Source organism: Bradyrhizobium sp. (assembly GCF_019244115.1).
Taxonomy (GTDB): domain Bacteria; phylum Pseudomonadota; class Alphaproteobacteria; order Rhizobiales; family Xanthobacteraceae; genus Bradyrhizobium.
Map to the genome: position 1 here is coordinate 1 of NZ_JAFATE010000025.1, position 2484 is coordinate 2484.

A 2484-nucleotide genomic window follows, 5' to 3' on the forward strand; every position below is an offset into this window, starting at 1 on the left:
AACGCTTGATGCCGGACAGGATGACGGTGACGTGGAAATTGGCGAGCTCGCGAAACTCTTCCGCGATCATCCGGGCGCCGGCGCGGGTGACGGCGGTGACGCGGCGCAGGTCGAAGATCACGAATTGCGAACGCGGTTTGGTCGCGAGCTGGCGCGAGACATAGTCGACATTGGAGAAGGAGAGCGTGCCGACCAGCTCGATGACGCGAACCTCCTGGTGATGCGTGGCCAGGATTTCCTGCTCATGCGGCCGGCGGCTGCGCCGCGATGGATTCTTGCCGATGGTGTAGTCGGCGATGATCGAAGTGCGCGCATCGTCGCTGCGGTTGAGCATGTGCAGGTCGTAATGCGAGGACAGCGCCTCGCAGACCTTGATGCCGCGCACGCTGTTGCCGTGCTTGTCGAGCCGCGGCGAATAGCTGCCGAGCCCGAGGCGTGCAGGCAGGGCGGCCAAAATGCCGCCGCCGACACCGCTCTTGGCGGGGATGCCGACGCGATAGATCCACTCTCCGGCAAAGTCGTACATGCCGGACGAGGTCATCACGGAGAGCGTGCGCGAGATCGCGTAAGGCGACATCACCTGCTCGCCGCTCACCGGATTGACGCCGCGATTGGCGAGGGTTGCCGCCATGACCGCGATGTCGCGTGCCGTCACCAGCACCGAGCATTGCCGGAAATAGATGTCCAGCACCGCGCTGACGTCGTCCTTGATGACGTCGGAGTTGCGCAAGAGATAGGCGATGGCGCGGTTACGGTCGCCGGTCGCGCTTTCCGAGGCGAACACCGCCTCGTCCATTTCGAGTTCGCGTCCTGCAAAGCGGCCGAGCGCCTGGCGGATGCTGTCGAATGCGCCGCCTCCCTTGGCCTGCCGGATCAGGCCGGAACAGGCGATGGCGCCGGCATTGACCATCGGATTGAAGGGATGGTTTTTGGCGTTCAGCCGGATCGAGTTGAAGGGATCGCCGGAGGGTTCGACGCCGATCGCGCTCTCCACCTCGGCCGCGCCGAGCGTATCGAGCGCCAGTGCGAACACGAACGGTTTCGACATCGACTGGATGGTAAAGGAGACTTTTGTGTCGCCAACCTCGTAGACATGCCCGTCCAGGGTCGCGAGGCTGATGCCGAAATGATCGGGATCAGCCTTGCCGAGCTCGGGGATATAATTGGCGACTGCGCCGGATATTTCCGCGGAAAACTCGGCGTGGCAGTTGGCCAGAAAGCGCAGCAGCGGCGGCTCGGTAGCGGCCCAGCGGTTCGGGTTTAGGACCGTGTGCTTGACGTCCATATCTGCTTCCTGCCAGAGGGCAGCGCGCGATGTAGCACGAAGCCAGCCCACCAGGCCACGCGACAACAGCGCGTGTCGTTGCCGCGAAAAGCGGCAGGATATCAGGTTGCGACGATCGCCAGCACCTGGCCCTCGGCGACCATCTCGTCGATCTTGACCAAAATCGATGTCAGCTTGCCCGCGGCGGGAGAGGTCACCGGAATTTCCATCTTCATGGCTTCGACGAACGCAATGTCGTCGCCATCGCCGACATGTCCCCCGACCTCGACCGGCAGCGCGCAAATCCGGCCGGCCACCTCCGTCACAACCTTGAAGTCCGGCATTCCGCTTCCCATCGCCGCATGAAGGCGGCTTTTTGTTGTGGCGGCACAATGCCTGAGGTAGCCTGGACATCAAGTGGAATTTATTTCCGCACAGCGAAATTAACAGGGGAGCGCGATGGGAAGACGCTCGGAACGGCTGAGCAGGGCCAACATGCTTGCCGGCGATCTCGCAGGCGAGGGTGACGTCATTCAGGTAGTTTCGCGCGCCTTCGACGTGCTCAGATGCTTTGAGGGCCACGAGGCGCGGCTCGGCAATCTCGAAATCTCCAATCGCTGCGGGCTGCCGCGCTCGACGGTCTCGCGGCTGACCCACACGCTGACGCGGATGGGCCAACTGGTCTATCTGCCGCGGGACCAGAAATACCGCATTGGTCCGAGTGCGGTGGCGATGAGCACCTCGATGATGCGCGGCCTGCAGCTGCGCAACCTGATCCGGCAGCGCCTGCAGGATGTCGCTGAGCAGCTCCCCGGCACGGTCGGCTTCGTCATCCCCGACCGTTTCCATCTCGTCTATCTCGAATATGGCCGCGCTGCGAACGCGCTCGGCCTGCACGAGGCGACCGGCAGCCGCATCGCGATGGCGAGCACCGCCGCCGGCCACGCCTACACCGCGGCGCTCTCCCGCGAAGTCGGCGACGCCCTGCTTTCCGAAATGGAGCGCGAAATTCCCAGCGCGGCAAAACTGCTGCGGCCACGCCTCGAAGACAACCGGGTGCATCTGCGCGAACGCGGTTATGTGGTGGCCTGCGGGCTGTGGAGCCCGCATATCAACGGGCTCGCAGTGCCGCTGTGGTCGCCGCAATACCAGACCTTTGTCGTGGTCACGATCGGGCTGTTGTCGGCGATGTATGACGAGGCGCGGCTGCACACGGAGGT

General features: G+C 63.8%; 3 protein-coding genes. 1 reads left to right on the forward strand and 2 read right to left on the reverse strand.

Annotated elements, in window-relative coordinates:
* Positions 1–1285, reverse strand: a 1285-nt coding sequence (glsA, locus tag JOZ76_RS01340) for a glutaminase A (RefSeq protein ID WP_291696839.1), incomplete at its 3' end; no start/stop codon positions are given.
* Between the two features lie 101 nt (positions 1286–1386).
* Positions 1387–1608 (reverse strand): acetyl-CoA carboxylase biotin carboxyl carrier protein subunit, encoded by a 222-nt coding sequence (locus JOZ76_RS01345; RefSeq protein WP_291696840.1) that lies wholly within the window; start codon positions 1606–1608, stop codon positions 1387–1389.
* A 115-nt stretch (positions 1609–1723) separates the two neighbouring features.
* Between JOZ76_RS01345 and JOZ76_RS01350 the strand changes: the two genes are divergently transcribed.
* Positions 1724–2484: IclR family transcriptional regulator (locus tag JOZ76_RS01350; protein ID WP_291696841.1), on the forward strand; the 761-nt coding region annotated here is incomplete at its 3' end.